7 protein-coding genes and 1 pseudogene are annotated in these 5,436 nt (G+C 50.4%); 3 read left to right on the forward strand and 5 right to left on the reverse strand.

Annotated features, from left to right (window positions below; translation table 11 throughout):
• Window positions 1–115 precede the first annotated feature (115 nt).
• Complete coding sequence (locus tag RA27_RS22545) at window positions 116–1,021, reverse strand: LysR family transcriptional regulator (protein WP_039544411.1); 906 nt, start codon at window positions 1,019–1,021, stop codon at window positions 116–118.
• A gap of 103 nt (window positions 1,022–1,124) precedes the next feature.
• Here RA27_RS22545 and RA27_RS22550 point away from each other — a divergent pair, with 103 nt between their 5' ends.
• Window positions 1,125–1,424, forward strand: coding sequence for a hypothetical protein (locus RA27_RS22550; protein WP_039544414.1), 300 nt, complete (start codon window positions 1,125–1,127; stop codon window positions 1,422–1,424).
• 5 nt (window positions 1,425–1,429) lie between these two features.
• Window positions 1,430–1,981: a DNA-3-methyladenine glycosylase I gene (locus RA27_RS22555; protein ID WP_039544416.1), complete on the forward strand. Its 552-nt coding sequence runs from the start codon at window positions 1,430–1,432 to the stop codon at window positions 1,979–1,981.
• A gap of 151 nt (window positions 1,982–2,132) precedes the next feature.
• On the opposite strand, the pseudogene RA27_RS22560 reads toward RA27_RS22555, so the two are convergent.
• Window positions 2,133–2,609, reverse strand: a pseudogene (locus RA27_RS22560) (recombinase family protein); the annotation flags it as partial.
• 80 nt (window positions 2,610–2,689) lie between these two features.
• Between RA27_RS22560 and RA27_RS22565 the strand changes: the two are divergent.
• The gene (locus tag RA27_RS22565; protein WP_039544419.1) at window positions 2,690–2,896 is read left to right on the forward strand and encodes a DUF1737 domain-containing protein; all 207 of its coding nucleotides are present in this window, start codon (window positions 2,690–2,692) and stop codon (window positions 2,894–2,896) included.
• A 246-nt stretch (window positions 2,897–3,142) separates the two neighbouring features.
• On the opposite strand, the gene RA27_RS24245 is transcribed toward RA27_RS22565, so the two are convergent.
• The 3 genes from RA27_RS24245 to RA27_RS22580 all read right to left on the reverse strand — a co-directional run bounded on the left by RA27_RS24245 (window position 3,143) and on the right by RA27_RS22580 (window position 4,840).
• The gene (locus tag RA27_RS24245) at window positions 3,143–3,505 is read right to left on the reverse strand and encodes a hypothetical protein (protein WP_152610792.1); all 363 of its coding nucleotides are present in this window, start codon (window positions 3,503–3,505) and stop codon (window positions 3,143–3,145) included.
• Window positions 3,506–3,635: 130 nt separating this feature from the next.
• Window positions 3,636–4,073 (reverse strand): hypothetical protein, encoded by a 438-nt coding sequence (locus RA27_RS22575; protein ID WP_039544423.1) that lies wholly within the window; start codon window positions 4,071–4,073, stop codon window positions 3,636–3,638.
• Between the two features lie 383 nt (window positions 4,074–4,456).
• Window positions 4,457–4,840: a hypothetical protein gene (locus RA27_RS22580; RefSeq protein ID WP_039544426.1), complete on the reverse strand. Its 384-nt coding sequence runs from the start codon at window positions 4,838–4,840 to the stop codon at window positions 4,457–4,459.
• Between the last annotated feature and the right edge of the window lie 596 nt (window positions 4,841–5,436).

The following is a 5,436-nucleotide window of genomic DNA, read 5'->3' on the forward strand; positions in this document are numbered from 1 at the left end:
AAACGCTCATCTGGTCTAAGGATATGAGCTTTGAATATCGACTCCTCGCTGTGATAAAATTAGTTGCTGCGGGATGGGGCAGTTGAGCATCTTCATTTTCTTCCGACGGTCGCATTCAGTAATCGGGACTTACCTGAATGTTGCTGACGATGAATTGTACCACTGCCATCACTTCTGATCTGCGCAGCCGTGATATTGGGATAACCAATGACACGGGAATGGGCTCGACTGTCCAGTCATGCAGCAGTTCAACGATGCTTCCATCGTCGATATCTTTCTGAACAATAGCTTTGGCGAGCACCGCGGCCCCCAGACCGGCGCGAATAGCAGAAACGCACAATTCGTAACTGCTCACATACATTGCAGGATTGGTGACATGATACTTTGTTGTATTGCCGTTGTTGTGAAACAGCCATTCCGGGGGTTCCTGCGAACGTAGGATAAGCGGAAAATTAGATAAACCACTGGGAGCGGCGGGGGCTTCCGCCCCAAGTAGCAGATCTCTGTGCCCGCAAAAGACGCGTTCCAATGGTGCAAGCGGATAGGTTTTTACACCGTCGGTATCTGTTGTTCCTACCCGGATACGCAGATCGACCGCTTCGGCGCGTTGATCTACAGGGTAATCGCCACCAACCAGATCGATGCGAACCAGTGGAAGGCTCTCACGCAAACTTGGAAGCAATGGCATGATGAATTCGGACAGATATAAGTTGGAGCCGGAAAGGATCACTACACCCTGGGGGACTGCACTTTGAAGTTCATGGGCCACTTCTCCCCTAGCAAGTTGCAGTGCATCCACGGCCTTCACACATAGATCGTAAACTCTATGGCCAGCGGGCGTCAGCTCAATCGCTCGTGTATTGCGCTTCAGAAGCACAGCGTCGAGATTACTTTCCATTTCCGCAATCTTCTGGCTGACGTTTGATTTGGAAAGCCGAAGTACGGCCGCTGCCGCCGTCATGGAGCCTTGCCGGACGATTTCAACGAGCGCTTCAGCTTGGGTGTAAAATTTACTGTTCATAATTCGAAACAATGGTTCAGAAACTATCCCTAATCAAGAACCGCCAGAACAGCTAAGAAACGGTGATCAGTGACACGCAAACACATATGAAAGGGATGAGGTAATGGAGCGCAAACACGTTGTTGAACTTGTTAAATGGAAGGCAAAGCCAGCAGTTTCAAATGAGGAGATGGTCTCTGCAGTAGACGGCATTTTGTCCGACCTTGAAACACTCCCCGGCTTCATCAGTCAGACATTGTATATTGATGATGAGGGGTATTGGGTTGATCTCTATCACTGGAAGACACGCAAACAGGGTGTTGCATCCAATGATCTGATGGCACCACGCCCGACCTTCCAGGCCCTAATGGATCTGATCGATCCCACCAGCGTTTCTATCGAATTCCTGTCCTTACCCGAATGAACTAAATGACTGTTTCACGTACACGCTGTGGCTGGGTGAGCGCAGAACAGATTGAAATTGATTACCATGATACTGAGTGGGGCGTACCTCTCAGAGACAGCCGAGCCTTGTGGGAGATGCTCATTCTTGAAGGGTTTCAGGCGGGGCTCAGTTGGATCACGATTCTGAAAAAGCGCGAAAATTTTCGAGATGCGTTTTGCCAGTTTGATCCAGAAATCATCGCATCATGGGGCGATGCCGAATTAGAGCGCCTGCTGAAGAACGATGGCATTGTACGGCACCGAGGGAAAATTGCCGCCACCATAGGCAATGCCCGCGCCTACCTTCAGATCGATGACTTTTCCCAGTGGTGCTGGAAATATGTAGAGGGAGAACCCTTGATAAACTCCTGGGACCGGGCCGAGGACATTCCGGCGTCAACGCCACTCTCTACGCGCATTTCCAAAGACTTGAAAGCTGAGGGCTTCCGGTTTTGCGGGCCAACCATTGTCTATGCCTGGATGCAGGCTGTCGGCATCGTGAATGACCATTTGGTTTCTTGCGAATTTAGGCATTGAATGTCCGGCATCACGATGACTGCCGGTGTTGTTTCATAATTTCGAGCACAGTATTTTTGGATATTCCAAGGTCTCTGGCAATCCAGCGATAGGAGCGCCCATCGGCGACGGCTTTGATAACTTGCGGAGCGAGCTTGTCAGATTTTGGGCGCTAGCCAGGTTGGCGACCGAGTTTTTTGCCGCGCGCTCGGGCGGTGGCCAAGCCGGATTTGACTCGCCCACTTAGGAGATCGCGCTCAGACTGGGCGATCCCAGCCAACATCGTCGCCATCATCCGACCATACGGTGTGTTGAGTTCGAATGTCATGCCGCTCATGGCTACAACGGACGCCTTCCAACCAGCCAATTGATCCGGCGTTTCCAGCAAGTCTTTCGTTGAACGACCCCATCTGGATAGTTCTGTGACAAGGATGGCGTTGATTTCGCGGGCCTGAGCAAGCTTCATGATTTGGTTGCGCGCTGCCCGATTGGTTTTGGTGCCTTATGCTGTTGCCTTGAAGATGTTCACCACCGCGTAGTCGCAGCGCTCTGCGAATGCAGTCAGATCTGCAATCTGCCGTTCACAGGATTGGTCCGAGGTCGAAACCCGAGCGTAGATGACGGCGCGTTGGCTCAATTGAACCCTCTCGGATTTGTGACTTGCAACTCTATGATTTTGCTGATGTGGAATATGTCTCAAACAGACTTTCGTCAAAGTGAGACACGAAGATGAAGGCTTACCGCTATATTACCGGACCCGACGACGCAGATTTTTGTTATCGAATCACAGGCTTGCTCAATCGTGGTTGGGAGCTTGCTGGACCTGCAACGCTTACATTTGATAGCGAACAGAAACGGGTAATCTGCGGCCAAACGCTGATCAAAAATGCTCCAGATGTGGAATACTCTGCTGACATTGATCTGAACTCAGTCTGACCACCACGTGACAGGTGCTTGTGATACAATTCTGCCCCCAACCGGAATCCACCCCTTTATGGTCATGCAGGCCAACACCGGGCTCACCTATTCCGAGATTGTCGAATACTGCCGCTCAATGATTGACGTGATCGTGCAGTTTCGGAAAACTGGAGACCACGGGAGGCCCGTCGCAGTCAGGGTGTTGAGGGAGAAGTCGTCATCGCGTCTGGTGAACACAAAGTCGGTCCGAAACTGACTTGCGCGCTATGCGGAACCGACCTCAAGGTCGGCAAAAGCATCTGCCGGGTGTGTGGAGCAGAGTATCGTCGGCCAGAACCAAAAACGTTGTTTGTTCACATATGCTTGATGCTGGTCGTGTTGGCGATCTTCGAACTGATCGGATTGTCGATCGAAGCTGTCGTGCGGCCATATTCCGAAACTGTTGGCATCGTCATTCGCTTCGGCACCGTCGTTGTGCTCCCAGTCGCCGCAATCTGGTATCTCGTAAAATATCATGCCCGCCGATATTGGTACAAGCAAACTTGAAATTATCAAACTTGAGGAAAATCCAAGTAAGGGGCGAGAGGGAATAAACGAAAAATCTTCGAAACCAGGTGCCAGCGCCACGGCTATTCCACCGCATATCTGATCCAATCACATGGGCTTCACCTTCTTTCTTGGATCAGAGCATGATCTGCCCCTATATCCCTGACGACGGACACTCGTCTCAAAAAGGAAGTCTCACGACGACCTGTGTTCATTCGGCTCGAACCAGATAGGCGGCATATGCGCCCAGCGTTCCGAATATTAGAAAGAAGGTGAGCACGTAGACGACCATGGACAGCAGAAAAGTTACATTCGAGAGCGATTTCTTCGGTTGTGTTGACTTTGATCCTACTAGCTCAATAAGGCGGAAAAAACCTGAGATTGAGTTCCATCCGACCAACAAGAACCCTGACACTAAAAACAAGGCCGTAAAGCCAAAGTAAAAGAATTCCTGAACAGTGTTAGAGATTGATCCAGCCCAAAATGGGATGAACAAGCTATCCCGAAACTGGGCTCTATGGTTCAGCACGGAAAGGCCAACAAACCAGAGTGTCGTGCCAACAATGTAGTTGCGCAAGTGTGCCGACAAAGGATCAACCCAATGAAGCGGATTTCTTCCTGCGGGAAATTTTCTGAAGCTTTTAACCATATGTCGTTCAGTTCAATCGTTTCTGATGCGCTGATATGCAATCCCTGAGGTCGAGGCATCAGAATAATTTTGAAATTTCCAACAAATAACGCGAATTTTACGATCGGGGTTTGGCCTTGGTGGAATTGATCGCGTGATTGTGGAGGCCGCTATATCTGGCAGGGCCTGGATATGTGACGGCCGACTGCTACACCAACAGCTTTTTGAGACACTTTGTAATTAGCTATTCCACTAAAGTTCAAAAGTGTTTGCCGTGCGAGGCAACCTGATCTTTTCCAACTTGGTATAGACGGTCGTACCATAGCGAAACAGCCGGAACATAGAAACGCTGGCACTTAGCAGCGGCACCGAAACGAATGCCGCCGCCGAATCTTGAAAGCCTGTTATGGCTTAGCAACGTGCCAAACGTCTTTGATGCCATCCCCGGTCATGTCACCAGGCTGTTGATCCTTTACCCAAAGGTACAGGGGTTGGCCCTTGTACGCTACTTGCATAGTTCCGTCGGTGCGTTCGATCAGTGAATACCCGCTGCCCAATTCAACTTCTTCAGTGGATGTCAGAGGAGGCCATTTCTGCGCACATTCACCATAGCAGTTGGACTTACCCGCTTCGTCTTTGTCGAACGTATAGAGGGTCATTTTTTCTGCGTTCATCAAATATGTGACGTCTTCGAACTGACCAGTGACGGCCGGTGCATCGGCAAATGCCCCGGTCGCCGCGAAAACGACTGCGCCAACGAATGTGCTGAGAGTGTTCATTTTTATCATTTCAATTCCCTTTGATTGCGATCTGCGACATCGCAGACAGAAAGAAAACACCAAAGTTGCGGGAAATATTCATCACCTTTCGTTTCTTGCTTTAAAAGAATAATTTTGTAGTTGGAGGGATTGGGGAAAAGCCCGGCACCGGCGTCTATCTGCGCAACGCGGTGCAGATCAGGGGGGCGACTTCAGGCGCGTTCGATGGCTGAACAAAAACCGACAAGCATATCCTTGGTTGGGAGCAACGCGAGGCCACCGCCAAACATGACAAACGCCGCTACAAACGGCGCAGTCGCTCCTCTCGTGACGTAGCTGCGAAGGGCACTGCAGGGCAGTGATGCGAAATTATGTTCGGCAGGCTCAAGGATTGGCGGCGTGTGGCAACCCGCTATGACAGGTGCCCATAGGTATTCCTCTCCGCTATCGCTCTCGTCGCCACTGCCGTATTCTGGCTATGAACCAACAAAGAACCCTGACCCTAAGGAAAAATGTAAAAATTACGATTAAAGCTATAGTTCCTAACCTGAGCAATTTCATCTTCTGCATTTGAGGATGCTACCTCTCAGCGTATACATGCCAAATTCAAGTGTCTGACCCACAGC

It is taken from the genome of Ruegeria sp. ANG-R, assembly GCF_000813985.1.
Lineage (GTDB): Bacteria > Pseudomonadota > Alphaproteobacteria > Rhodobacterales > Rhodobacteraceae > Ruegeria.

Coding starts and splice junctions, on each gene's coding strand:
- RA27_RS22545 (WP_039544411.1), bottom strand. CDS start 1,021: ATGAACAGTAAATTTTACACCCAAGCTGAAGCGCTCGTTGAAATCGTC.
- RA27_RS22550 (WP_039544414.1), top strand. CDS start 1,125: ATGGAGCGCAAACACGTTGTTGAACTTGTTAAATGGAAGGCAAAGCCA.
- RA27_RS22555 (WP_039544416.1), top strand. CDS start 1,430: ATGACTGTTTCACGTACACGCTGTGGCTGGGTGAGCGCAGAACAGATT.
- RA27_RS22565 (WP_039544419.1), top strand. CDS start 2,690: ATGAAGGCTTACCGCTATATTACCGGACCCGACGACGCAGATTTTTGT.
- RA27_RS22575 (WP_039544423.1), bottom strand. CDS start 4,073: ATGGTTAAAAGCTTCAGAAAATTTCCCGCAGGAAGAAATCCGCTTCAT.
- RA27_RS22580 (WP_039544426.1), bottom strand. CDS start 4,840: ATGATAAAAATGAACACTCTCAGCACATTCGTTGGCGCAGTCGTTTTC.